At 45.7% G+C, this 25,965-nt stretch carries 17 protein-coding genes and 1 pseudogene; 16 read left to right on the top strand and 2 right to left on the bottom strand.

The window, feature by feature from the left end; translation table 11 throughout:
- Window positions 1-571: MATE family efflux transporter (locus AB5150_RS12170; RefSeq protein WP_368291940.1), on the bottom strand; the 571-nt coding region annotated here is incomplete at its 3' end.
- Window positions 572-1,205: 634 nt separating this feature from the next.
- Here AB5150_RS12170 and AB5150_RS12175 point away from each other — a divergent pair.
- The 10 genes from AB5150_RS12175 (at window position 1,206) to AB5150_RS12220 (ending at window position 14,264) form a co-directional block, all read left to right on the top strand.
- Window positions 1,206-2,693 carry an anthranilate synthase component I family protein gene (locus AB5150_RS12175; RefSeq protein ID WP_368291941.1) on the top strand — a complete coding sequence of 496 codons (1,488 nt, stop codon included), beginning with the start codon at window positions 1,206-1,208 and terminating at the stop codon, window positions 2,691-2,693.
- A gap of 20 nt (window positions 2,694-2,713) precedes the next feature.
- Window positions 2,714-3,280, top strand: a complete 567-nt coding sequence (locus AB5150_RS12180) for an aminodeoxychorismate/anthranilate synthase component II (protein ID WP_368291942.1) — start codon at window positions 2,714-2,716, stop codon at window positions 3,278-3,280.
- A 28-nt stretch (window positions 3,281-3,308) separates the two neighbouring features.
- Window positions 3,309-4,322: an anthranilate phosphoribosyltransferase gene (gene trpD, locus AB5150_RS12185; RefSeq protein ID WP_055272012.1), complete on the top strand. Its 1,014-nt coding sequence runs from the start codon at window positions 3,309-3,311 to the stop codon at window positions 4,320-4,322.
- Window positions 4,323-4,371: 49 nt separating this feature from the next.
- A complete protein-coding gene (gene trpC / locus AB5150_RS12190) occupies window positions 4,372-5,256 on the top strand; it encodes an indole-3-glycerol phosphate synthase TrpC (RefSeq protein ID WP_082418071.1) in 885 nt (294 codons plus the stop codon).
- A gap of 87 nt (window positions 5,257-5,343) precedes the next feature.
- Window positions 5,344-6,528, top strand: coding sequence for a tryptophan synthase subunit beta (trpB, locus tag AB5150_RS12195; RefSeq protein ID WP_368291943.1), 1,185 nt, complete (start codon window positions 5,344-5,346; stop codon window positions 6,526-6,528).
- Entirely contained in the window at window positions 6,521-7,291 is a 771-nt protein-coding gene (trpA, locus tag AB5150_RS12200) for a tryptophan synthase subunit alpha (RefSeq protein ID WP_055272010.1), read from the top strand. Before trpB ends, trpA begins: the two co-directional genes overlap by 8 nt.
- 477 nt (window positions 7,292-7,768) lie before the next feature.
- Entirely contained in the window at window positions 7,769-8,143 is a 375-nt protein-coding gene (locus AB5150_RS12205) for a hypothetical protein (protein ID WP_349092802.1), read from the top strand.
- Between the two features lie 145 nt (window positions 8,144-8,288).
- Window positions 8,289-10,277 (top strand): excinuclease ABC subunit UvrB, encoded by a 1,989-nt coding sequence (gene uvrB / locus AB5150_RS12210; protein WP_055272008.1) that lies wholly within the window; start codon window positions 8,289-8,291, stop codon window positions 10,275-10,277.
- A gap of 126 nt (window positions 10,278-10,403) precedes the next feature.
- Complete coding sequence (gene uvrA / locus AB5150_RS12215) at window positions 10,404-13,298, top strand: excinuclease ABC subunit UvrA (RefSeq protein ID WP_368291951.1); 2,895 nt, start codon at window positions 10,404-10,406, stop codon at window positions 13,296-13,298.
- 39 nt (window positions 13,299-13,337) lie between these two features.
- A complete protein-coding gene (locus AB5150_RS12220; protein ID WP_368291945.1) occupies window positions 13,338-14,264 on the top strand; it encodes a hypothetical protein in 927 nt (308 codons plus the stop codon).
- Between the two features lie 155 nt (window positions 14,265-14,419).
- Here the strand turns inward: AB5150_RS12220 and fba are convergent, their stop codons facing one another.
- On the bottom strand, window positions 14,420-15,289 hold the full coding sequence (fba, locus tag AB5150_RS12225) for a class II fructose-1,6-bisphosphate aldolase (protein ID WP_022058049.1): 870 nt from the start codon (window positions 15,287-15,289) through the stop codon (window positions 14,420-14,422).
- Between the two features lie 271 nt (window positions 15,290-15,560).
- Between fba and AB5150_RS12230 the strand changes: the two genes are divergently transcribed.
- The 6 genes and pseudogenes from AB5150_RS12230 to AB5150_RS12255 form a co-directional block, all read left to right on the top strand.
- Complete coding sequence (locus tag AB5150_RS12230) at window positions 15,561-18,212, top strand: ATP-binding cassette domain-containing protein (RefSeq protein ID WP_368291947.1); 2,652 nt, start codon at window positions 15,561-15,563, stop codon at window positions 18,210-18,212.
- A 404-nt stretch (window positions 18,213-18,616) separates the two neighbouring features.
- A complete protein-coding gene (locus AB5150_RS12235; RefSeq protein ID WP_055272005.1) occupies window positions 18,617-19,672 on the top strand; it encodes an iron-containing alcohol dehydrogenase family protein in 1,056 nt (351 codons plus the stop codon).
- 110 nt (window positions 19,673-19,782) lie between these two features.
- Window positions 19,783-20,922, top strand: coding sequence for a rhomboid family intramembrane serine protease (locus tag AB5150_RS12240; RefSeq protein ID WP_015534401.1), 1,140 nt, complete (start codon window positions 19,783-19,785; stop codon window positions 20,920-20,922).
- A 156-nt stretch (window positions 20,923-21,078) separates the two neighbouring features.
- Window positions 21,079-22,707 carry a hypothetical protein gene (locus AB5150_RS12245; protein WP_368291948.1) on the top strand — a complete coding sequence of 543 codons (1,629 nt, stop codon included), beginning with the start codon at window positions 21,079-21,081 and terminating at the stop codon, window positions 22,705-22,707.
- Between the two features lie 30 nt (window positions 22,708-22,737).
- Window positions 22,738-23,457: a DUF6063 family protein gene (locus AB5150_RS12250; protein ID WP_004852816.1), complete on the top strand. Its 720-nt coding sequence runs from the start codon at window positions 22,738-22,740 to the stop codon at window positions 23,455-23,457.
- Window positions 23,399-25,965 (top strand): annotated as a pseudogene (locus AB5150_RS12255) (hypothetical protein); the annotation flags it as partial. The gene AB5150_RS12250 and the pseudogene AB5150_RS12255, both read left to right, overlap by 59 nt.

The raw sequence follows: 25,965 nt of genomic DNA on the forward strand, positions 1-25,965 counted from the left end.
GATCGAGAATGATGTTGCATATCGCACCTATGAGTACTGAAGCCATGGCTGTCTTTGCCTGCCCCTGGGCTGTGATAAATGTGTTCAGTCCGGTGGTGATCATGACAAATATAGTGCCTATAAGGTAAATGCTCAGATAGTCATCGGCATGTGGATAGGTGGCATCGCTGGCACCGAAGAAATACAGAAGCGGCTTCTTCAATGTGTAGATGACAGCCATAACAATAACTGTAAATATGATGAGCAGGGTTACGCCATTTGACAGGATGCGCTGTGCCTTGTCCCTGTCGCCTTTACCGAGAGCAATGGAAGCCAGAGGTGCTCCGCCCGCGCCCACGAACACGCTGAATGCACTTACAAGGGTGATGATCGGGAGACACAGTCCGATTCCTGTGAGGGATGCTGCGCCTATCTCCGGGATATGTCCTATGTATATTCTGTCCACTATGTTGTATAAGAGATTGATGAGCTGCGCCACAAATGTCGGAATGCCCATGGAGAGCATAAGTTTAAATATCGGCGCCGTGCCCATCCTCTCTTCGGAATTTGAAGAAATTGTACTTGTGTTCATAACTACTCCTTAATGTTGATAACTTTATAAAATCTGCTGAAAACTTCGTCGCTCATCATGGGGACGGAGATACCTGTCCCCTCCGTCCCCTAGGATATTTCAGTTGGGTGAAGTAGTCAATCAGGAAATAATTAAGAAAGTATAAAATAAATGATAAGTGGAAAAAGTCCAGTAAATATGCGGCAAACAGTAAAAAACAAGTGAAAATATGGCAGAAACTTGAAAATTTAATCTTGACAAATTTACTAGGAAAGCGCATTATGGTTACAGATATAAGATAAACCGTTGATCAAGAGGAGTAGCGGCATATAACATGTTCAGAGAGTTGCAGGTGGTGTGATTGCAGCGATGGGAGTGCAGGTGAATGGACTTGTGAGGGCAAACCGAAAGATTTGAGATTCAAGTAGGGGAGACGGAGACCTACCGTTATAGAAGGTACATATATGATTGTATATGGTCGAGGGCATCGATATATATAAATATATATAAATTATTTATATATATTTTTTTTTATTTATCGATGAAATTAGGTGGCACCGCAGGAGATTAGATTTCTTGTCCTAATGTTTGTAGGATAAGGAATTTTTTTATGTCCTGTGGTTTTTTTTATATTAATTGGCAAGGAGGATGAGACATGATAAGACCAGAACTTAACGAGGCAAAGAAATATGCGGCAGACGGATATAGGATGGTTCCGGTGTGCTGTGAGATGTTATCGGATGTGATCACACCTATCAACTTACTCAGAAAGCTGAAAGCGGCAAATGAGCACTGTTACATACTTGAGAGCGTGGAGAATCAGGAGGTGTGGGGACGGTACACATTTCTTGGTTACAATCCGAAGCTTGATGTCACATGCATGAATGGGCACATACAGCTCAAGGATATAGATGGAAATGTGATAAAGGAAGCGGACGATATTCATCCTGAGGTATTCATCAGAGAGATACTCAAGGATTACAGGAGTCCGAAGATAGAAGGACTTCCAACATTTACAGGAGGTTTTGTCGGTTACTTCTCATATGATTACATAAAGTACAGTGAGAAGAAGCTTGTGATCGATGCCGAGGATGATGAAGGATTCCAGGATCTTGATCTGATGTTATTTGACAAGGTCATTGCATTTGACAATTTCAAGTCAAAGCTGATTCTCATTGCAAATGCTGACACGTCCGATATAGAAGCCGGATATGCAAATGCACTTGCTGATATAGAAGATATGAAGAAGCTCATCCTCGATGGAGAGATGGCGGAGATAGAGCCGGTTAAGATGAAGAGTGATTTCAAGCCGCTGTTTGACAAAGAGAAGTATTGCAGCATGGTTGAGAGGGCAAAGAGGTACATATTCGAGGGAGATATCTTCCAGGTGGTTCTGTCCAACAGACTTGAGGCTGAGATGGAGGGATCGCTGTTCAACACGTACAGGATTCTCAGAAGCACAAATCCTTCTCCGTATATGTTCTACTTCAGCGGCGACCAGATAGAGGTTGCGGGCGCATCGCCTGAGACACTGGTAAAGCTTGAAAATGGCATGCTTCACACATTTCCACTTGCTGGAACGAGACCAAGGGGAAAGACAAAGGAAGAGGATATGAGACTTGAGGCCGGACTTATGGCGGATGAGAAGGAGCTGGCGGAGCACAACATGCTGGTGGATCTCGGAAGAAATGATCTTGGTAAGATAAGCAAGTTCGGAACTGTTGAGGTTGAGCAGTACATGAAGGTTCAGAGGTACTCACATGTAATGCATATCGGGTCAACGGTCAAAGGAGAGATCGATGACAGCAGGTATGATGAGCTGTCAGCCGTGGATGCGGTACTTCCAGCAGGAACCCTCTCAGGAGCACCGAAGATCAGAGCGTGTCAGATCATCAATGAGCTGGAGGACAACAAGAGAGGAATATATGGCGGTGCCATAGGATACATAGATTTCACAGGGAATCTTGATACATGTATAGCCATAAGGATCGCATACAAAAAGGGTGACAAGGTATTTGTCAGATCCGGAGCAGGAATCGTGGCGGACAGTGTTCCGGCAAATGAGTTCCAGGAATGTATCAACAAGGCAAAGGCAGTTACAACAGCACTCACAATGAGCGCTTTTCATGCGCATGCACAATAAATACAAGGAGGACAAAACAAATGACAATACTTATAGATAATTATGACAGCTTCTCCTACAACCTGTATCAGCTTGTGGGGGCAATAAATCCGGATATAAAGGTTATAAGAAATGATGAGTTCACCTGTGAGGAGATCGAGGCGATGAATCCGGATCACATAATCATCTCACCGGGACCCGGAAGACCTTCGGATGCGGGAATGTGTGAGGATGCGGTGAGATATTTTGCAGGAAAAGTACCAATCCTCGGCGTGTGTCTCGGACATCAGGCGATTTGTGAGACATATGGTGCGACAGTCACATATGCAAAGAAACTTATGCATGGAAAGATGTCGCTGGTTGATGTGGATCTGAACTGCAGATTGTTCAGAGGGCTTCAGAGCAAGATACAGGTTGCCAGATATCATTCACTGGCAGCAGCCGATGAGAATTTCCCGGAATGTCTGGAGGTCACAGCAAGAACGGAGGATGGAGAGATCATGGCGGTGAAACACAGGAATTATGAGGTATATGGAGTTCAGTTCCATCCGGAGTCGATACTGACACCGAAGGGCAAGATAATGCTCAGAAATTTTTTAGAGATATAAATTGATATAAAATAAGGAGGATATGGCGATGATACAGGAAACTCTTAAGAAGGTAGCAGCAGGACAGGATCTTACATACGATGAGGCATATGCCAGCATGGATGAGATATTCAGTGGCCAGGTGCCGGGAGAGACAACGGCGGGATATCTCACAGCTCTTCACATGAAGGGCGAGACGCTTGACGAGATAACAGCCAGTGCAAATGGAATGAGAGACCATGCGGAGTCTCTTCCACATGACGGAATAGATGTTCTTGAGATCGTGGGAACAGGCGGAGATTGTGCGAATTCATTTAACATATCGACAACGAGTGGTATAGTTGCAGCAGCGGCCGGAGTACCGATCGCAAAGCACGGCAACAGAAGCGTATCGAGCAAGAGTGGCGCAGCGGATGTCCTTGAGGCCCTTGGTGTAAATATCTCCATATCACCTGAAAAGATGGGCAAGGTTCTTGCTGAGTGCAACATGAGCTTTATGTTTGCCCAGGTTTATCACAAGGCGATGAAATATGCAGGTCCGGTCAGAAAGGCACTTGGAATACCGACAGTATTCAATATCCTTGGACCTCTCACCAACCCGGCAAAGGCTCAGATGCAGATCATGGGAGTATACAAGGAGGAGCTTGTTGATCAGATGGCTCCTGTACTTGTTGGTCTTGGTGTAAAACGGGGACTTGTCGTATACGGACAGGATTGTCTGGATGAGATATCCATGAGCGCACCTACAACAGTTGCAGAGATCAAAGATGGCGAGATCACAAAGTACGAGATCAAGCCAGAGAATTTCGGATTTGAGAGATGCAGCAAGGAGGATCTGGTGGGTGGCGGTCCTGAGGAGAACGCACAGATTACCCGCGATATTCTGTCAGGTAAGATCAAAGGAGCCAAGAGAAATGCAGTTGTACTGAACGCAGCAGCTTGTATCTACATCGCAGGCAAGGCAGATTCCATAGCGGATGGAATCAAGGTTGCAGAGGACGTGATCGACAGTGGCAAGGCTGCTGAGACGCTTGATGCATTTGTAAGACTGACAAATGAGTAGATAAGTTTCATCGCAGACTATGATAGAAAGTTGTATAGAGAGGTAAGAGATGATATTAGATGAGATAGCTGCAAAGACAAAGGAACGTGTGGCGGAGCAGAAGAAAAAAGTTCCTCTTGAGGAGATGAAGAGACAGGCACTTGATATAGTTGCCAGAGAGACGGATAACGGCAGCAGCCCATATAGTAAGTTCCCATTTAGGGATAATCTGGCAGCGGATGGAATATCGTTTATCTGTGAGGTCAAGAAGGCATCGCCTTCCAAGGGGCTTATCGCACCGGACTTTCCTTATGTTGAGATCGCAAAGGAATATGAGGCGGCTGGTGCTTCAGCCATATCGGTGCTCACTGAGCCGTTTTATTTCCAGGGAAGCAATCAGTTCCTGATGGATATAAAGAAGGAGGTAAATATACCGCTGCTGAGGAAGGATTTTACAGTTGACGAGTATATGATATATGAGGCAAAGGTCATAGGAGCCTCGGCGGTGCTTTTGATTTGCGCAATACTGGATGACGAACAGCTTGGATTATACCTGCAGCTTGCGCATGAACTTGGGATGTCGGCTCTGGTTGAGGCTCACGATGAGGATGAGGTCAGACGGGCGATAGCCTGCGGAGCCGGCATCATCGGAGTGAACAACAGAGATCTCAGAACATTTACGGTGGACATCATGAACAGCGTTCGTCTTAGAAAGCTGATACCGGATACGGTGCCAGCCACCCATATGGGGACGGAGGTACCTGTCACTGGTACAGGAGCTGCGGCTGACACTTTAGCACCCCAGAAGATGGTGTATGTGTCTGAGAGTGGAATCAAGGCAAAAGAGGACATAGACAGGCTCAAGGCAAATGGAACTGATGCGGTGCTCATAGGTGAGACATTTATGAGAAGTCCCGACAAGAAGAAGTTGTTTGCGGAACTTAGAGGCGAGTAACATATTATATAGAAGAAACACAATACAAAAGTGTAGAAATTACATTTGAAAATATATCTGAGAAGACAAAAACAGGAGGAAAAACATATGTCAAAAGGCAGATTTGGCGTTCACGGCGGCCAGTACATTCCAGAGACTCTGATGAATGCGATGCTGGAGCTGGAGGAGACTTACAAAAAATATAAGGATGATCCGGAGTTTAACAGAGAACTCACAGAGATGCTCAACGAGTATGCGGGAAGACCTAGCAGACTTTATTATGCGGAGAGAATGACAAAGGATCTGGGCGGAGCAAAGATCTACCTTAAGAGAGAGGATCTGAACCACACAGGAGCGCACAAGATCAACAACGTAATCGGACAGATGCTCCTTGCCAAGAGAATGGGCAAGACAAGAGTTATCGCGGAGACCGGTGCCGGACAGCATGGAGTTGCAACAGCTACAGTTGCAGCCATGATGGGCATGGAGTGCGAGATATACATGGGTGAGGAGGACACGATCAGACAGGCTCTCAACGTGTACAGAATGAGACTCTTAGGAGCAAAGGTTCATCCGGTAAAGACTGGAACAGCCACACTGAAGGATGCTGTATCTGAGGCATTCCGTGAGTGGACAAGCAGGATTGATGACACACACTATGTACTCGGCTCAGTCATGGGACCATATCCTTTCCCTGAGATCGTCCGTGATTTCCAGGCTGTGATCAGTAAAGAGATCAAGGCACAGCTCATGGAGAAGGAGGGAAGACTTCCTGATGTCGTCATGGCATGTGTGGGCGGCGGTTCAAATGCCATCGGAGCTTTCTACGATTTCATACCTGACGAGAGCGTCAGGCTGATCGGCTGTGAGGCAGCGGGCAGAGGTGTTGATACATTTGAGACAGCGGCAACTATCGCAACAGGAAAGCTTGGTATATTCCATGGCATGAAGTCATACTTCTGTCAGGATGAATATGGCCAGATCGCACCTGTATATTCTATCTCAGCGGGACTTGATTATCCGGGAATCGGACCTGAGCACGCGTACCTTCACGACATAGGACGTGCAGAGTATGTGGCGATCACAGATGACGAGGCAGTTGATGCATTTGAGTATCTGTCAAGGATCGAGGGAATCATCCCTGCGATAGAGAGCGCCCACGCTGTGGCTTACGCCATGAAGCTGGCACCTACAATGGACAAGGATAAAATAATAGTGATCAATGTATCAGGACGTGGTGACAAGGACGTTGCAGCCATCGCAAGATACAGAGGGGAGGATCTTCATGAGTAATATATCAAAAGCATTTGAGCATGGAAAAGCATTTATACCATTTGTGACATGTGGCGATCCGTCGCTGGATGTGACAGAGGAGGTAGTATACGCAATGGTGGAGGCCGGTGCAGACCTCATCGAGTTGGGAATCCCATTCTCTGACCCGACAGCCGAGGGTCCGGTTATTCAGGGCGCAAATATAAGAGCGCTTGCAGGCGGCGTGACGACAGACAAGGTATTTGACCTTGTGAGAAAGCTCCGCAAGAAAGTGACAATACCTATGGTGTTCATGACATATGCAAATGTCGTGTTCTCGTACGGTTCGGAGAGATTCATCAGCACATGCAGGGAGATCGGCATAGATGGACTGATCCTTCCTGACATTCCTTACGAGGAGAAGGATGAGTTTGACGGAATCTGCAAGCAGTATGATGTGGATCTCATTTCACTTATCGCACCTACATCCCATGAGAGAATATCCATGATCGCAAATGATGCGAGTGGATTTGTATACTGCGTGTCATCACTCGGTGTAACCGGAACCAGAACCAAGATCACCACAGACATAGGAGCAATGGTCGATCTGGTGAAGAAGGCGAAGGACATCCCTTGCGCTGTAGGTTTCGGAATATCCACACCTGAGCAGGCAAAGCAGATGGCGGAGAAGTCAGACGGTGTCATTGTCGGTTCAGCCATCGTCAAGCTGTGCGCCCAGTACGGCAAGGACTGTGTGCCTTATGTGACAGATTATGTGAAGAGCATGAAGGATGCGATAAGGTAGGAAATTATAGATACTAATTTGGGTATGCATTTGTGGATGCATATTTAAGAGAGTCGGAGAAATCTGGCTCTCTTGTGTTTTATAGATATATTTATAAATATGTTGACACCACAATTAGTTTTTGATATAACATATACATCAGCGATTGCTGATATCCATAATGAAAATTGAATAAATCATATTTTAAGTAGAAGAGTTTGAAAACATGATGAGTAGCAAGTGCTACAAGTCTGCGATCATGACTCTTTTTTTGTTGCCTTTTGGGCATGGGGCAGATTTCAAATGAAAACTGAATATGCATCTGCCCGGTATCCGGGGCAGCAAAGAATACGGACACAGCGACTGTCGTCGGCTGAAAAATGACAGACCGGGGAGCGGGCACCATGGAGGTGTGAGCTGGTGAAGCTTCAGATAACACATTGACAACATTTTGTAGATTTATTTTAGGTTTATTTTTTCATTATGGAGGTAACGATTATGAGATATTCATTTACAGAAAAGACATCACACAGACAGCAGGAGACAGCATACATGCTTTACATGATCATCGGCAGCTATTTTCACAGATGCAGCTGCAGATCAAAGGCGTTGGAGGAGAATCTCTTCCTTTATTATAAGGAGCTTCAGGAGAAGAGACAGGTGGAGAAGGAGAGACAGATCATCAGAGTCAGCGAGGGTGTGCTGAAAGACAATATGACAGATCTTGCGGAGATGAATGCTGAGGTGGTTATCTCAAGGGCAGATGATCTGTATATATTAAGATTTTACACAGGATTTGAGAGAGTCGTGGTGACTGTCGATGAGAAAGGCTGCTATGAGATAAGCCTGGGTAGGGATGAACTAGCGGCATAGAAGGTGTTGTGAGCAAACAGATGAAGTATAGTGGCAGTTGTTCAGGGGGATAAATAAACTTGAGCAACTGCCGTGTTTTCACTTGATATGGGAACTAATGTTCGATATAATAGATGCAGGCTTTAGCCTAGAGTAGGAGACTTTTATGGATCATTTTGAATTGGTATCGGAATACAAGCCCACCGGAGATCAGCCGGAGGCAATAGAAAAATTGGTAAAGGGTTTTCAGGAAGGTAATCAGTTTGAGACGCTGCTGGGTGTAACCGGATCTGGTAAGACTTTTACCATGGCGAATGTCATACAGCAGCTGAATAAGCCCACGCTTATACTTGCACATAACAAGACTCTGGCGGCGCAGCTTTATGGGGAGATGAAGGAGTTTTTTCCGAACAATGCGGTGGAGTATTTTGTATCATACTACGATTATTATCAGCCGGAAGCATATGTGGCGTCTACGGATACTTATATTGCAAAGGATTCGTCTATTAATGACGATATTGACCGGATGAGACATAGCGCCACAGCAGCACTCATAGACAGAAAAGATGTCATAGTGGTTGCATCTGTATCGTGTATATATGGCATCGGTGATCCGGACGAGTACAGGAATCAGATGTTGTCGTTCAGAGTTGGCATGATAAAGGACAGAGATCAGGTCATCGATGAACTGACAGATATACAGTATGACAGGAATGACATGGATCTGCAGAGAGGCACATTCAGAGTGCGTGGGGATGTACTTGAGATAATTCCTGTGTCAACATTTGACGATGGAATAAGGATAGAATTCTTTGGGGATGAGATAGACAGGATCACAGAGTTTGATCCGCTCACCGGAGAGGGAAAGAGAGATCTGACATATACATGCCTGTTTCCGGCATCTCACTATGTGGTTGGACAGGAGAAGATGGAGAAGGCGCTGAAGAGGATAGAGGCGGAGCTCAAGGACAGAGTTGCTTACTTCAAGTCAAAGGATAAACTCATCGAGGCACAGCGTATCGAGGAGAGAACTAACTTTGATATGGAGATGATGAGAGAGACTGGATTTTGCTCTGGTATAGAGAACTATTCCGGTCCGCTGGCTGGAAGATCAGCCGGAGAGACGCCGAGCACACTGCTGGATTTCTTTGATGATGACTTTCTTCTTATTATAGATGAGTCACATATGACGGTGCCTCAGGTCGGTGCGATGTATTCTGGAGACCGTTCCCGTAAAATGAATCTGGTGGACTATGGATTCAGGCTTCCATCGGCACTTGACAACAGACCACTCAACTTCTCGGAATTTGAGCAGAAGCTTGATCAGGTCATGTTTGTATCAGCCACACCGGGCAAATACGAGGAGGAGCACCAGATGCTTATGGCTGAACAGATCATCAGACCTACAGGACTTCTTGATCCGCCGGTTGAGGTCAGACCGGTGGAAGGTCAGATAGATGATCTGCTGAAAGAGGTTCGCAAGGAGACCGAGCAGGGACACAAGGTACTTGTGACAACACTTACCAAGCGTATGGCTGAAGATCTCACCAGCTATATGAGGGACAATGATATAAAGGTAAAATATCTGCACTCGGATATAGACACCATGGAGAGAGTTGAGATAGTGAGAGATCTCCGCCTTGGAGTATTTGATGTGCTTGTTGGAATCAACCTTCTGAGAGAGGGTCTTGATATACCGGAGATCACACTGGTAGCCATACTTGACGCTGATAAGGAAGGTTTCCTGCGATCGGAGACATCACTCATCCAGACCATAGGAAGAGCAGCCCGAAATGTGGATGGACATGTCATCATGTATGCGGATACTATCACGGGTTCTATGAAGTATGCCCTCGATGAGACGAGCAGACGTCGTGAGATACAGCAGAAGTATAATGAGGAACATGGAATAACCCCTAAGACTATAGAGAAGAGCATAAGGGATCTCATAACCATAGAGGTGAAGAAGGAGGAACTTCCAGAGGAGGATAAGGACGCTGAGTCCATGACGAAGAAGGAGCTTCAGAAGGTTATCGCCAAGCTGACCAAGAAGATGAATATGGCGGCAGCAGACCTCAACTTTGAGGTGGCGGCAGAGATCAGGGATCAGCTCAAGGTGTATAAGGCGGCACTGAGAGATTATGATAAAGAATAGATGGATGCAGGGTAGATAATTAAGATATAACAAATATAAATAATAAAGAGAAAAGGTTAGATCAAGATGGAAGACAATAAGAATTATGAACGTGGTGAGCATCTGGAGAATATAACGGATGCGAGCATGAAAGATGATGATTATTTCAACGCCAGCAGGAATATTGACAGGAAGTATATTACTATTGAGGGCGCACGTGAAAATAATCTGAAGAATATCAATGTCAAGATTCCAAGGGACAAATTTGTTGTCGTGACAGGACTTTCGGGATCAGGTAAGTCTTCACTGGCATTTGACACGATATATGCGGAGGGACAGAGACGATACATGGAGTCACTGTCCTCCTATGCGAGACAGTTCCTTGGACAGGCTGAGAAGCCGGACGTGGACAAGATAGAGGGACTTTCCCCTGCAATCTCCATAGATCAGAAGTCAACAAACAGAAATCCTCGATCCACAGTTGGCACTGTCACTGAGATATACGACTATTTCAGACTTCTCTATGCCAGAGTGGGAATACCACACTGCCCGAACTGTGGTAAGGTCATAAGCAGACAGACGGTTGACCAGATGGTGGATGAGATCATGAAGCTACCTGAGAGGACAAAGTTCATGGTGCTTGCGCCTGTGGTCAGAGGCCGAAAGGGAGAGCATGTAAAGCTGCTGGAGAAGGCAAAGAAGAGCGGATTTGTCAGAGTGGTTGTCGATGGCAGCATGTATGAGCTGTCGGAGGAGATAAAGCTCGATAAGAACAAGAAGCACAGTATAGATATAGTAGTCGATCGTCTGGTTGTAAGACAGGATGTGGAGAGGCGACTCACAGATTCCATAGAGACCGCACTTCAGCTTGCAGAGGGGCTTATGAAAATTGAGGTGATCGGGGAGAGGGATGAGAATGGTGTTCAGAAGGAGAATACCATTATCAATTTCTCAGACAGCTTTTCATGCCCGGATTGCGGAATCAGCATAGATGAGATAGAGCCGAGAAGCTTTTCGTTCAACAATCCATTTGGCGCATGCCCGACATGTGCAGGTCTTGGCTTCAAGATGGAATTTGATCCGGATCTTATGATACCCGATCAGAGTTTGTCGATAAATGATGGAGCCATAGTGGTTCTGGGATGGCAGTCATGCAATGATGGCAAGAGCTATTCAAATGCAATACTCAGGGCACTCAGTGCGGAGTATGGATTCTCTCTTGATACGCCATTTCAGGATTATCCACAGGATATCAAGGATCTCTTATTATATGGAAAGAACTCTCGCCCGGTTAAGGTGCATTATAAAGGACAGCGCGGGGAGGGAGTGTATGATATAACATTTGAGGGACTCATAAAGAGTGTTGCCAGAAGATACAGGGAGACATCTGCGGAGTCCACAAAGGCCGAGTATGAGACATTCATGACTGTAACTCCGTGTGAGGTCTGTGGTGGTAAGAGACTTAAGCCGACAGCCCTTGCTGTTACAGTTGGAGATAAGAATATTGCCGAACTTACAGAACTACCTATCACAGAACTTGCAAAGTTCATGAAAGATCTGGAGCTCACTGACAGACAGAAGATGATAGGTGCGGCCATACTCAAGGAGATCAGGTCGAGACTGCATTTTCTTATTGATGTGGGACTTGACTATCTGTGTCTGAGTAGAGGTACAAGCACGCTCTCAGGTGGAGAGGCACAGAGAATAAGACTTGCCACGCAGATAGGTTCAGGTCTGGTCGGAGTTGCATATATTCTGGATGAGCCAAGTATCGGACTTCACCAGAGGGACAATGACAAGCTGATAGCAGCGCTCAAGAATCTGAGAGACCTTGGAAATACGCTTATCGTTGTAGAGCACGACGAGGATACCATGAGGGCGGCGGATCACATTATAGATATAGGACCGGGAGCCGGTGCAAATGGTGGATATGTGGTAGCTGAGGGTACGGCTGAAGATATTATGAAATGTGAGAATTCTATCACCGGTGACTACTTAAGCGGCAGGAAGAAGATAGAGGTTCCGGATGTGAGGAGAAAGCCAACCGGATGGCTCACTGTCAAGAATGCTTATGAGAACAATCTCAAGCATATAGATGTGGACATACCACTTGGAATCATGACATGTGTGACGGGTGTGTCTGGTTCAGGAAAGAGTTCTCTGGTAAATGAGATCTTGTACAAGAAGCTGGCGAGAAGACTCAACAAGAGCAGGATTAAAGCAGGAAAGCACGACCATATCATTGGCTATGATGCTTTGGATAAGATTATCAATATAGACCAGTCACCTATAGGTAGAACGCCGAGATCCAATCCGGCTACTTATACAGGTACATTTGATCTGATAAGGGATTTGTTTGCTGGAACCAAGGATGCCAAGGCAAGAGGTTACGGCAAGGGAAGATTCAGCTTCAATGTATCTGGTGGACGATGCGAAGCGTGTCGAGGAGATGGAATAATCAAGATAGAGATGCACTTCCTGCCAGATATATATGTGCCATGTGAAGTGTGCGGAGGAAAGAGATATAACAGGGAGACTCTGGAGGTCAAGTACAAGGGCAAGAGTATCAATGAAGTCCTTGACATGACAGTTGACGAGGCATGTGAGTTCTTTGCAAATGTGCCAAGGATACTGAGGAAGATAGAGACTCTCCGTGATGTGGGACTCGGATATATCAAGCTTGGACAGCCGTCCACCACTTTGTCAGGAGGAGAGGCACAGAGAATCAAACTTGCAACTGAGCTGTCAAGACGTGGAACGGGAAAGACTATATATGTGCTTGACGAGCCAACCACCGGACTTCATTTTGCTGATGTTCACAGGCTTGTGGATATACTCAGAAGGCTCAGTGAAGGCGGCAATACAGTGGTGGTTATCGAACATAATCTTGACGTTATCAAGACCGCAGATTATATTATTGACATGGGACCTGAAGGAGGCGCAGGCGGTGGAACGGTCATTGCCAGAGGAACTCCGGAGGAAGTTGCGAAGATACCTCAGTCCTATACAGGACAGTATCTGAAGAGGTATCTCGATATGTAAGGGATGTGTCGAATAATTACATCGGAGGTAGATGACAACATGGATGAACAGAATAGAGTAGAAGATATATACGGAGTTGATGGCGGGTCGACTTCTGAGCAGAATGTGGAGCAGGAAAAGGCTATGATGGCTGAGCAAAGTCAGGCACAGAATGGTCAGGGAGCGCAGTCAGTTCAAGCACCATATAGTCAGGTAGCACAGCCAGCTCAGTCACTGTATCAGCAGATGCCACAGTATGGCCAGCCAATGCAGCCACCATACCAGCAGATGCAGCAGTATGGTCAGCCGGTACAGCAGCCATATCAGCCACAGTCGCAGTATGGTCAGCCGGTACAGCAGCCATATCAGCCACAGGCACAGTATGGCCAGGGCGTACAGCCAATGCAGCCACCATATCAGCAGATGCCACAGTATGGTCAGCCAACCCAGCAGCCATACCAGCCACAGTCGCAGTACGGCCAGCCGGTACAGCCAACGCCATACAACAACCCTATGGGTTATATGGGATATGAGAACAGGCAGAACATACCTGGTGATGTGAAGAAGGGATCCACACATGTACCTAATATGTTAAACCTGATCGGCATTATCATGGCTGTTGTATCAGTATTTATTCCTTATGCATATATGGGTACAGATGCCAGAAGCATAGTTGGAGTGTTTGGGATAAATGTATTATCCATGCTTATTGTGGCTGTAGTTCTCATAGCAGACGTGATATGTGCATTTATCAACAAAGCGGGCTGTTATATAGCAGATCTTGTAATATCCATAGCTGTTGGCGGAATATTGATATTTGAATTTGTTCTGTCATTGATAGATCTTGGCAAGCTTGACGCAGCGGCAAATGCAAGACTCGGAGTCGGCGCATGGATCAGCGTGGCAGCAGCATTTTTCATGCTGATATCAGTTCCTATATGGTGGACGATCAGCAGGAAGAAGGACAAGGCAGAGAATCAGGATTAGACATTAATATTAGTAGAATGTATGATATAAAAATAAGAACCCCATCATGGCTTATACAAGCTGTGATGGGGTTCCTTTAAGTTTACGTGAGCGATACTTGTCCGAAAGTTGTCGAACAGTTTATCGTTACATTTGTTAATTGTTCTGTTAAAGAATTAGTCGTTAGCCTTACCAACTGATCCGAAGAGTTCCATCTTCTCCTTAACAGTAGCCTTGATAGCCTCGAAACCAGGAGCGAGAAGCTTTCTAGGATCAAATCCCTTGCCCTCGAGATCTTTACCAGCCTCGATGTACTTTCTTGTAGCATCTGCGAATGATAACTGGCACTCTGTGTTAACGTTGATCTTTGAAACGCCAAGTGAAATAGCCTTCTTGATCATGTCAGCTGGGATACCTGTACCACCGTGAAGAACTAATGGCATAACGCCTGTCTTCTGCTGGATAGCATCAAGTGTCTCAAAGCTAAGTCCCTTCCAGTTAGCTGGGTACTTACCATGGATGTTACCGATACCAGCTGCAAGCATATCTACACCAAGATCAGCGATAGTCTTGCACTCTGCTGGATCAGCGCACTCGCCCATACCAATAACTCCGTCTTCCTCACCACCGATAGAACCAACCTCACACTCGATTGAGAGGCCAAGCTGATGAGCTACGTTAACGAGCTCTGTTGACTTAGCAAGGTTCTCCTCGAATGGATAGTGTGAACCATCGAACATGATTGAAGTAAATCCAGCCTTAACACACTTGTAGCATCCTTCGTATGTTCCGTGATCAAGGTGAAGAGCTACAGGAACTGTGATTCCAAGTGACTCATCCATAGCCTTAACCATTGCTGCAACTGTCTCAAATCCTGTCATATACTTTCCAGCGCCCTCTGAAACACCAAGGATAACAGGTGACTGAAGCTCCTGAGCTGTGAGGAGAACAGCCTTTGTCCACTCAAGGTTGTTGATGTTGAACTGACCTACTGCGTAGTGACCAGCCTTAGCTTTCTTTAACATTTCTGTTGCTGAAACTAACATTTGTAAAATCCTCCGTAAAATTATATTTGGATACAACGTACCCACTTACGCTGATTATACCCCATATAATAAGAAAATAAAAGAATTTTTAGCCAAAAGTTCAACATATAGTTAGTTTGAACTTATCGATAGAAAATAAAACATTTATAAAGAATAGCCTGCCTTAATTGCATTGAAAAAAAATAAATGCTATGATTTTCCAGTAATAATGACAAATCTATCAAAGTGTAATGCATATAGAACACAATATGATTTTTGTAAGGAGGATAGAATGCTTCAGCTTAAGAATATCGTGAAGGATTATCACACTGGTGATGAAGTTGTTCAGGCACTTAAGGGTGTATCTGTGAACTTCAGAAGAAATGAGTTCGTGTCCATACTTGGTCAGTCGGGTTGTGGAAAGACAACGCTTCTGAACATAGTGGGCGGACTGGATCAGTACACCAGTGGAGATCTGGTTATCAATGGCAAGTCGACAAAGGATTTCAAGTCAAGAGACTGGGATTCATATAGAAACAATTCAGTCGGATTCGTATTCCAGAGCTACAATCTGATACCGCACCAGTCGGTATTGTCAAATGTAGAGCTTGCGCTTACTTTGTCTGGAGTATCAAAGGCAGATAGAAGAAAGAGAGCGAAGGAGGTTTTGGAGAAGGTTGGTCTGGGAAATCAGATTCACAAGAAACCAAACCAGATGTCCGGTGGACAGATGCAGAGAGTTGCCATCGCCAGAGCACTCATAAACGATCCGGATATTCTGTTGGCTGATGAGCCAACGGGTGCACTTGACACAGAGACAAGTGTTCAGATCATGGAACTGCTCAAGGAGATAGCCAAGGACAAGCTGGTTATTATGGTCACGCACAACCCGGAGTTGGCACAGCAGTATTCAACAAGAATCGTAAAGCTCCTCGATGGAAATATAATAGATGACTCCAATCCATTCTCAGATGAGGATGAAGCAAAGGAGGATGACGGAAGTTATGAACCTAGAAAGACATCCATGAGTATGTTCACAGCGTTCTCGCTGAGTCTGAACAACCTCATGACCAAGAAAGGAAGGACATTCTTAACAGCATTTGCCGGAAGTATAGGAATCATAGGAATAGCGCTTATCTTGTCGCTTTCATCCGGATTTCAGAAGTATATCAACGATGTGCAGGAGGAGACGCTTGCCACGTATCCGGTGCAGATAACGAAGAAAGCGATGGATTACGATGAGCTGCTCTCAAAGATGGTAGGTAACAACGAGGAGGATTCAGATCACAATCACGCTGGCGAGGACAAGGTATATTCGGGAGATATCATGGGAGACATGCTCGTGTCCATGGTGTCAGATGTGAAGGAGAACGACCTTGAGTCATTTAAGAATTATATAGAAGACGATGCAAACGGTTTCACCAAGTATACAAGTGATATAACATACACATATGATACACCATTATATGTGTTTAACGAGAACAGTGCAAATGGCGGTGTTGCCCAGGTAAATCCAAGCACCACAATGACAGATATGGGATTTGGAGGTATGGCGGAGGCACAGGAGTCAACGGCAGATTTCATGTCGGCATTCAGCTACGGTTCATCGTCAATGGACATGTGGACACAGATGCTTGACAACGACACTCTGCTCAAGCAGCAGTACGATGTGCTGGCAGGACACTGGCCTGAGAATAAGAACGAGGTTGTACTTGTCGTCGACAAGAACAATGAGATAAGTGATTTTACACTGTATACTCTTGGACTTAGGGATTCAAAGGAACTGAGCGATATGGTTTCAACCATACTTGCTGGCGGAGAGGCACCGGAGCTTGAGCAGATGGTGTTTACATACGATGACCTTCTTAATCTCAAGTTTAAGGTTGTGCTTCCGGGCGATCTGTACAAGAAGAATGATGATGGAACATACACAGATATGAGTTCTGATGCTGATTTTCTGAAGTCTGCTGTGGCCGGGGGCCTTGAAGTAAAGGTGTCGGCAGTAATCAGGGCTTCGGATAAAGCGTATGCAACTACCATGCAGCCGGGATATATAGGTTACACATCGGAGCTTGCCAATTACATAGTTTCAGAGAACGAGAAGACAGATGTGCTTAAGGCTCAGATGGATAATCCTGATACTGACATGTTCACAGGAATGCCATTTTCAGATGGCAAGGAACTGACAGCGGATGATGTGGATATGGATTCTGTTATGCAGCAGCTTATGGCTTCAGGTCAGGTTACTGAGGACATGCAGGCACAGATGGCGTCCATGACCAAGGATCAGCTCTTCGATATGCTCAAGGGTTACGGTTTCTTCCAGGAGTCAACATCTACTTATGAGGATAACATGTCAAAGCTTGGATATGCAGAGCTTGCAAAGCCGGCTTCCATCAACCTCTACTGTGCAGAATTTGCGGATAAGGACGAGATAACAAAGCTTATAGACAAGTACAACGAGGATTATCCTGACAAGGAGATCACATACACTGATTACATCGGAATCATGCTGTCATCGGTGACCAAGATCATCAACGCGATAACTTATGTACTCATTGCATTTGTGGCAATTTCATTGATAGTTTCATCCATCATGATCGGAATAATCACATATATCTCAGTTCTTGAGAGAACAAAGGAGATTGGTATTCTGCGAAGCATAGGAGCTTCAAAGAAGGATATCTCAAGAGTGTTCAATGCGGAGACATTTATCATAGGTCTCTTCTCAGGACTCATAGGAATCGGCGTGACGGTGCTGATCAATATACCGATCAGTAAGGTGATAGAGAGTTATATCAACGTTGCCGGTGTATCGGCGCTTCCTTGGAAGGGTGGAGCGATGCTGGTAATCATCAGCGTTATACTGACATTGATCGGAGGACTTATCCCATCGAGAATTGCAGCTAAGAAGGATCCTGTTATAGCGCTCAGAAGTGAGTAATTATAAATTATCTGAATACAAAAAGAAAAGGCTGCCATCTCTGGCAGCCTCTTCTTTTTGTATTAAAAGGGAGTGACTGCAACTACATTATGTGAGGGGAGGGTGTTGCAGTCGTTTATGAAAAAGGGGATGTAAACAACTCGCTTACGCTCTCGCTGTTTACATTTAATAATATACCGAGAAAATGTGTTCTAATTTTGGAGAAGTTGTGTAGAAAATGTGTTTTTCGGGTAAAAATATGAAGATGCTGTAAGAAATTTAAAGGATATAAAAACAGCATAAGGCAGACATGGCTAGAAATTAGAAAGGTAAGTAAAGGTATGAGACAAAATGTGTATTGTCCTGTTTATTTTTGCTGATTATATAATGTATAATGGTAGAAATGTATTTAGGAGGATAAACAGATGGCAGGAAGTCATATAGCAATACCAACCATTCTTAAGATCGGAAAGGGAACCCTGAATGATCTGGGCAAATATATAAGTGCTTCCGGGATGAAGAATGCTGTTATTTATTTTGGAAATGGACTCATAGACATGTTTGGACAGCAGGTCATGGATTCTCTGAAGAAGGAAAATGTGACAGTTGTGGAGTACAGAGAGCTGGATTCCACCAATATAGAGGATATAATCAAGCTGGCATTTGATATAGATGCGAAGGCCCAGGTGATCGTGGGTATCGGCGGAGGAAAGGTTATTGATGTGGCAAAGTATGCGGCATATCTCAGAAAGCTTCCTTTTATAAGTATTCCGACATCGGCATCATCGGATGGTTTCTCAAGCGCCAGCGCATCACTTATGGTAAATGGACGGCGTACATCGGTGCCGGCAAGAATGGCATATGGAATCATAGCTGACACGGAGATCATCAAGTCTGCGCCGGAGAGATTCCTTTACTCAGGAATCGGCGACATGGTATCCAAGATCACATCTCTCTACGACTGGCTTTTCGAGTCAGACCTTGGATATTCAGAGATGAATGATTTCGCGGTTATGATCGCGAAGAAGGCGGTGAACAGCTTTGTCAGAACGCCATTTGAGACGATCAAGGATGACCTCTTCCTGAAGGAGCTTCTTGATTCCCTTGCCATGAGTGGCGTTGCAAATGAGATAGCAGGCGGAAGCACACCGACATCCGGAAGTGAGCACCTTATCTCACATGCACTTGACAAGATGCTTGAACAGCCACAGCTCCATGGAATCCAGGTAGGAATCGCAACCTATATCATGGCGGTCGTTCAGGATCACAGATATGTCAGGGTAAATGCTATATTTGAGAAGACCGGTTTCTGGGATTATGTAGCTACACTTGATCTCAAGAGAGAAGATTTCGCAAAGGCGATAGACATGGCACCACAGATAAAGCCTCACAGACACACATACCTTCATGAGGAGAAGTACAGAGAACTTGCCAAGAAGGTTCTGTATGAGGACGAGGTTCTTAAGAGAGTATTCGACTAAGAAAAAAGGTGTGAAGAATGGTACTGCAAGGTGGAAAAACAGTGTATCGTGTAAAACAATGAACAGTATGTGGATGCCAGCCGTGGGGGGCATTGTCAGGAGAGTATTATATGGAAGAAAACAATTTCGGCTATGGCTTTGAACATGATGACTATGGGAGATTTGAGCAGGATATTGACCAGGACACAGCATATGTGATCAGACCTGAGCAGATGGGCGGTGGAGCTTCCCCGCAGCCACAGATAAAGAGGACGATCCCTATAGTTACGATTGCATTGATAGTGGCAAATGTCATAGCTGGCATCATGTGCATCGGTGTGGACAATTACTCCAGAACCGGTGGACTCAACTATCAGTACGTGAAGCTGAATGGCGAGTATGGACGACTTATATCGGCGATGTTCCTGCATTCTGGCTTTGATCATCTCTTTGGCAATATGTTTGCACTATATATGTTTGGCTCCACGGTGGAGAGAAAACTTGGCTCCCTGAGGACGACTATCATATACTTTGTATCAGGAATTGTTGCCGGGATCATATCCATGAATGTGTATCATATGACTGATCCTGACAGAATGCATTTCTCTATAGGAGCATCAGGGGCGGTGTTCGGAATCATATGTGCTGCTGTGTTCCTGACATTCATGGGCAACAGGAAAGCAAGCAGAAAAGATATGATGGTATCCATAGTTGTTGTGGTCATATATGCTCTGTATACAAATGAGAAGAATATAGATATCTATGCGCATGTGGGTGGTGCGATCGTGGGAGGAATCCTTGCATTTGCACTGAATATCAAGCGGTGGGAGAAGTTTAGGGAGAACAAATTCTGCAAGCTTTTGGCAGTCATACTCACATTGTCCATGTGCGTGACAGGTATCGGTGAGGCGGGGATCGGCAAAGATGCAGCCGATCTTCCGGATAAGAGGATAGATTATATAAAGGAACAGAAGATATTCCCGGATGGAGACACAACCTATGGGGATGGTCTGGATGCCTATTGCAGCGATGAACACTGGCAGGCATTTGTCGCGACGGACGGAAGTCAGATAGTGCAGTTTGAAGGGAATGCCACATATAAGGGGCAGCAGGTGACGGTCACAGTCCAGTTTCAGATAGAGGGTGACTGCGAGGGCTATCAGCCGGGATATGTCGGGCTGAATGATGTGGGACAGAACAGTGAGAGTGCCACGGAATTCATGTTGACAGTGTGTGGAAGATCGATAAATGAGCTGAAGTACGGAAGATAAATATCGTTGTGTGAACAAATGTGTCATGGTATACTAAATCTGTATATCCATATGCGGATAGAGAAGATATGTGTCTCAGAATATGGGCAGATATATCAGGAAAAGTATATGGTATAAGATCTATTATAATCAGGAAAGTACAGAGATAGAGAAAACATGGCACTCAAATACGTGATGATAAATGACATAATTGAAGAACATAATGCAAGAATGCAGAATCTGAGGAAATATTACCCGTTTTTTGTTCTGGCTGAGACCACATTTGCGCAGTATAAGGAAGGTCGTTATGCACAGCTGGACATGGGTTATATAACCATGGCGATTCTGCGTTTTTTTATTCAGGAGAACAGCTTCAATGAGCGTGAAGTGTCATACGATGAATATGAGGAATTCATGGGGCAGCTCCTTGACCGTGATTTCGATGTGGAGATCGCGGGAGATGACAGGGCTGACCTGATAATGTATATATTTGACAAGATCAAGAACGATGGAAGAGCATTTGAATTCACGTTCTATGATCCGGGAAAGAAGCAGCGCAAGACGGGACGAGTGAAGCTGATAGACAGCCATATAGTGGATGGTAAGGTTCTGTATTTCATTACTGCGGATGGAATCGAATTCTATCTGGACACCAAGGAGATCAAGGACGAGAGCAAGATCAACGTGCAGCAGCTTCTTCTGGAAAAGATGATCGTTGGAGAGAACTTCCGTGGCGGTATCGAGGTCGTGCGCAGGATCAATAGCGAGGTGAACAGGCTGATCCGCGAGAAGGATGAGATAGTAAATCTTCTGTCCATCGACGTGTTCAAGGGCGCGGAGGAGTACGAAAATTATATGAAGACCGTCGGCAAATGGTTCGCTGACGAGCAGAAGCTCTTTGCCAAGAACAAAGCTCTGGTGGACAAAGCAATCACTAAGGCGAACTATGATAATATGGGCAAGGGCAACCTGAAAGCTATGGAGGAGATAAGCCAGCTTGAGCTTGAACTCAAGAGGACCATCATCAAGCACGGAAGTCTGATAAGCAGCACAATGGAACTGCAGAACATATCGGACAATATCATACACAAGGCGAAGCTTCAGAAGCTTAGACCTGCATTTGACTTTGCAGGACAGCTTCAGAGTATCATAAAAGAGGACAGACCGGATAAGATACTCACCATACTTGCGCCTCTCTTCGCTCCGAGGATCGTGAAAACGTTCAGCATGACATCCATAGATCACATGCTCACGCTGAAGTCCGAGGACAATGCGAAGACCACAAAGGTGAAGAAGGAGCAGCTTGATCCGAACTTCCGTTACGAAGATGAACTGCTCGATGAACAGATAAGTGCCAACTTCACAAAGCTGTTCCACGAACTCCTTGACCAGCTGAACAAATGGGGACACCTGAGTCTCAAGGAATTCAATGGAATACTTGAAGTTAAGTTTGGAAAAGAAATCTACGACAACAAAGATTACTATTCCTTCCTCACACACCTGGCTCAGAAGGACAGGTACAGCGTGGATGAGATACTGGCAAAGCCGGACACTATGCTGGAGGGAATGTTGGTAGATCACATAGAGAGAATAAAGAAAGTTGACGAAAAAACGCTGGCGGCATCTGTATCTGGAGATCAGGCTGGTGGCAGCAGATCCGGTCTCTCCCGTGAGATGTATGCACCGGAACTCACACTGGATGCGTTCAGAGGCATGACATTTACACTGGAATTCCATCCAGACGAAGAGATACAGATTGGCGAGGACATGTACGTTACGGGAATTCAGTTTAACAAAACCAGCTGAGAGTGATTGTACGGAGAATAGGAGAAAAAGATGGAAAGTAAGAATCTAGACAAGGCGATAGAGATATATTCCAAGTTAATATCAGGTGAGGAGATTTGCAAGAAGCATCCCGACAACGGCCCGCTGTACGATGAATTCTACGGCAATGCCGAGGTGTACGACATCGTCATGAATATGATGAAGAAGATGAACCTGTCACTGTACGAGTACAATGACAGCCTGTATATAACAGCCGGAGAGGGCAACAGGGTATTTGGCTATACGAATGACGACATGAAGAAGCTTCTGGGACTTCGTCTGAACAAGGAGCTCTATCTGTGTTACTTCATTATGTATATGACACTTCTCTATTTTTACAAGGATTCATCCAGCTATCAGTTCAGGGAGTATGTGAAGTCAGAGAACATTATAGATGAGACAAGCAAATATCTTGCGGACATAACGAAGAAGCTTGATGTTCTGTCAACTGATGAGGTGGAGCAGGACAGCTTCAAGGCGATAGCGCTTCTGTGGGATGAGCTCCCGGCGGTGACGGGCAATCAGGAGGGCGACAGCGCCAGGGCGTCCAAGGCATCCCGGGCGGGTTATGTGAAGCTGGTGTTCAACTTCATGTCGGCCCAGCGGTTATTTGTGGAGAATGCGGACAGGTACTATCCGACAGACAGGATGAAGGCTTTGTCGGAGAACTATTTTGAGGAATACAGAGGACGGCTGTATCAGCTGCTTGGAGGTGAAGAAGAGGATGCCTAGTATCAACAGGATAAGGGTCAACAATGTAAAATATAACTTTGGTACACAGCAGTACGATGACTTCACCATGAGAATGTATGGCAAGAACACGCTGTATGATCTGGCAAATGGAGGAGGAAAGAGTATTCTCATGCTTCTGCTCCTTCAGAACCTGATACCGAACTGTACTCTGGATGAGAAGCAGCCTGTGGAGAAGCTTTTCCGTGCGGGCGGCGGCAACACAGTCATCCATTCGCTGATCGAGTGGAAGCTTGACGAGGCGGATATAAAGGATGGCTACAGATACATGACCACCGGATTCTGTGCCAGAAAGGCAAAGGATACGGCGGATGCCGGGGAGGTACAGAAGGACACTGCATCCATAGAGTATTTTAATTACTGCATTTTCTACAGGGAATATAACAAGAATGACATAGTGAACCTTCCTTTGTCGGAGGGTAATGAGAGGATTACATTCAACGGTTTAAAGACATATCTCAAGGATCTCGGACACAGGGATATGAGCCTGGAGATCAGGGTATTTGACAAGAAGGGCGAGTACCAGAGATTTATAAGTGGCTATGGTCTCCACGAGAGCCACTGGGAAATCATACGTGGAATCAACAAGACAGAGGGGCATGTAAGAACGTATTTTGAGACAAATTACAGGACCACAAGGAAGGTCGTGGAGGATCTGCTTATAGAGGAGATCATAGAGAAGGCATTTGCCACAAAGACAGGACGAAACGGTGAGGAAGACACCATGGCAGAGACTCTTCTCGACATCAAGGACAAGCTGAACGTTCTGGCACAGAGAAAGCGTGACATAGCCAACTATGACCACCAGATAGAATTGATAAATGTGCTCGAGGGCAAGGTGAACTCATGCATAGGTCTCTACGAGGACAACGACAGGATATGTAAGGGCCTGGCCGATGTGTATGCCACAGGAAGGGCGTGTACACAGGAGGGCGACACCCATATGGAGGAGCTGGCGAAGGCAAAGGCTGACGCCGGGGAGCAGATGGAACAGCAGAACAAGCGTCTGGCAAATCTCAGGGTCACCAGGGATTATCTGCGCCTTGAGGACATGAACCGCAAGATGGATGACACTGCCACGCAGATAGAGGACAATGAGAAGAAGCTTGCGGAGCTGAAAAACCAGATCAGCTACAAGGAGAGTGCAAATGACTACCTTGTATACAGGGAGAACAAGCGACAGTACGAAGAGAGCAGACTGATAGTCGACAATATAAGAAACAACATCGGATCATCCAGTGAGAAGATGGCGGTGTATGCGTACAACAGACGCATCCGTGATGAGAAGAAGCTTGCAGAGCTCATGGCGGCAAGGGAAGAGGCCCAGACCAGCTATGATCACGCACTTGAGGAGGCGGAGTACTGCAGAAAAGTCATGAGGGAGGGCGAGATCGCCCAGGCGGTGGCGGAGAACAATATCGCTGATGCCACAGCCAAGATTGATGAGATAAGTGCCCGCATAAGTGAGCTGGCTGCATCGGTCAACCTGCTCGTAGTGGGTGATGTGAAGGATATGATGAACAAGGCTCAGGAGGAGTCTGACAGGATACTTGCTGAGATGACAGTGTTGGAGATAGCCATAGCAGATGGCAGGACAAAGCTGTACGATGACAGATACAGACTGACGACTGTGCAGGCTGAGTATGATGCGCTGGAGAGAAGCTGCGAGGATGCAAGGCTTGACGCCGAGGCGTACAGGCAGTCGGGAAGCCAGCTCGACAGCATCATGGCAGTATACTCTGTGGAGAATCCACAGGATATAACAGGTGTTATAAATGACAGGATTAGGGGCACCATAACAGAGACGATCAAGCGCCAGCAGGAGATCGACAGACTGACAAAGCTTGCGAAATGCTATGAGGATGGCAGACCATTTCCACCGTCGGAGGGTGCTGAGACTGTGATAAACTACATCTCCACCAGACATGGGCTCATGGCCATGCATGGTGCGGATTATCTGTCGGCACTCCCGGGTGATACAAAGGAGGAGCTGCTTCAGGCAAATCCATACCTGCCGTACAGTGTTGTGACAAAGGGATTTGATAGTCTGGAGGACGATATAAATCTCGGTTCGATAGACACCGGCAGCGAATGTGTAATGGTGTACGATATGGATAAGCTTTCAGACTCAGCGATAGTTCCCGCCGAGAACATGCTTATCATAGGAAGAGACAGGAAATATTTCATGTCTAAGGACTCCATAGAGGACGCCAGAAAGGCAAATGCTGATAAAATAGCAGGTCTCACGGAGGAGATCAGTCTGATAAATGAGAAGCTTGCGACTTATCAGGAGGATCTTGCATTTGTCACAAGGCTTGTGGATGCGAGATATACAGGTGCCGAGGACAGGGAGAGAGAGCTGAACCAGGCACTGCTCGATAAGAAGGATGAGCTTGAGGAGCTTAAGACATCGATCAAGGTTACAGAGACGGAGCTTAAGAATAACACCGAGAGATATGGAGACCTGCAGCAGAGTCAGCAGAAGGAATC

It is taken from the genome of Coprococcus sp. RTP21281st1_F1_RTP21281_210402, assembly GCF_040915325.1.
Taxonomy (GTDB): Bacteria; Bacillota; Clostridia; order Lachnospirales; family Lachnospiraceae; genus Coprococcus; species Coprococcus aceti.

Excerpts from the sequence above, each read along its gene's own strand:
- AB5150_RS12230 (WP_368291947.1), top strand. The coding sequence starts at position 15,561 with ATGCTTCAGCTTAAGAATATCGTGAAGGATTATCACACTGGTGATGAA.
- AB5150_RS12250 (WP_004852816.1), top strand. The coding sequence starts at position 22,738 with ATGGAAAGTAAGAATCTAGACAAGGCGATAGAGATATATTCCAAGTTA.
- trpD (WP_055272012.1), top strand. The coding sequence starts at position 3,309 with ATGATACAGGAAACTCTTAAGAAGGTAGCAGCAGGACAGGATCTTACA.
- AB5150_RS12205 (WP_349092802.1), top strand. The coding sequence starts at position 7,769 with ATGAGATATTCATTTACAGAAAAGACATCACACAGACAGCAGGAGACA.
- AB5150_RS12245 (WP_368291948.1), top strand. The coding sequence starts at position 21,079 with ATGGCACTCAAATACGTGATGATAAATGACATAATTGAAGAACATAAT.
- trpB (WP_368291943.1), top strand. The coding sequence starts at position 5,344 with ATGTCAAAAGGCAGATTTGGCGTTCACGGCGGCCAGTACATTCCAGAG.
- trpA (WP_055272010.1), top strand. The coding sequence starts at position 6,521 with ATGAGTAATATATCAAAAGCATTTGAGCATGGAAAAGCATTTATACCA.
- AB5150_RS12235 (WP_055272005.1), top strand. The coding sequence starts at position 18,617 with ATGGCAGGAAGTCATATAGCAATACCAACCATTCTTAAGATCGGAAAG.
- uvrA (WP_368291951.1), top strand. The coding sequence starts at position 10,404 with ATGAAAGATGATGATTATTTCAACGCCAGCAGGAATATTGACAGGAAG.
- fba (WP_022058049.1), bottom strand. The coding sequence starts at position 15,289 with ATGTTAGTTTCAGCAACAGAAATGTTAAAGAAAGCTAAGGCTGGTCAC.
- trpC (WP_082418071.1), top strand. The coding sequence starts at position 4,372 with ATGATATTAGATGAGATAGCTGCAAAGACAAAGGAACGTGTGGCGGAG.
- AB5150_RS12175 (WP_368291941.1), top strand. The coding sequence starts at position 1,206 with ATGATAAGACCAGAACTTAACGAGGCAAAGAAATATGCGGCAGACGGA.
- uvrB (WP_055272008.1), top strand. The coding sequence starts at position 8,289 with ATGGATCATTTTGAATTGGTATCGGAATACAAGCCCACCGGAGATCAG.
- AB5150_RS12180 (WP_368291942.1), top strand. The coding sequence starts at position 2,714 with ATGACAATACTTATAGATAATTATGACAGCTTCTCCTACAACCTGTAT.
- AB5150_RS12240 (WP_015534401.1), top strand. The coding sequence starts at position 19,783 with ATGGAAGAAAACAATTTCGGCTATGGCTTTGAACATGATGACTATGGG.
- AB5150_RS12220 (WP_368291945.1), top strand. The coding sequence starts at position 13,338 with ATGGATGAACAGAATAGAGTAGAAGATATATACGGAGTTGATGGCGGG.